Genomic DNA, 258 nt, shown 5'->3' with positions numbered 1-258 from the left:
GTTCCAGCGCTCCACCTCACGCGCATCGCGGGCCAGTTCGCTGAAGCTGGTCACGCTGAATACCTCGCTGTCGATCTGCCAATCGTCCGCCAGTAACTGCGCGGCGGCCTGGGCCTCGCGCACCAGGGTGCCGGAGCCGAGCAGGCGCACCTTGGCCCCGGCACTGCCCTCAAGGCGGTACATGCCCTTGATAATCGCCGCCTCGACGCCTTCGGGCAGGGTCGGTTGCGGGTAGTTTTCGTTCATCAGGGTCACGTA

Annotated in this window: 1 protein-coding gene; it reads right to left on the bottom strand. The window is 65.9% G+C overall.

All coding sequences use genetic code 11. The features are described 5' to 3' along the window. A partial coding sequence (locus ACTHSW_RS10910; RefSeq protein WP_440373927.1) for a transketolase-like TK C-terminal-containing protein occupies nt 1-246 on the bottom strand: 246 nt, incomplete at its 3' end. Between the last annotated feature and the right edge of the window lie 12 nt (nt 247-258).

This window comes from Neisseria sp. P0008.S004 (assembly GCF_051962755.1).
Taxonomy (GTDB): domain Bacteria; phylum Pseudomonadota; class Gammaproteobacteria; order Burkholderiales; family Neisseriaceae; genus Neisseria; species Neisseria subflava_A.
This window is presented reverse-complemented; position numbering and strand designations above follow the sequence as displayed.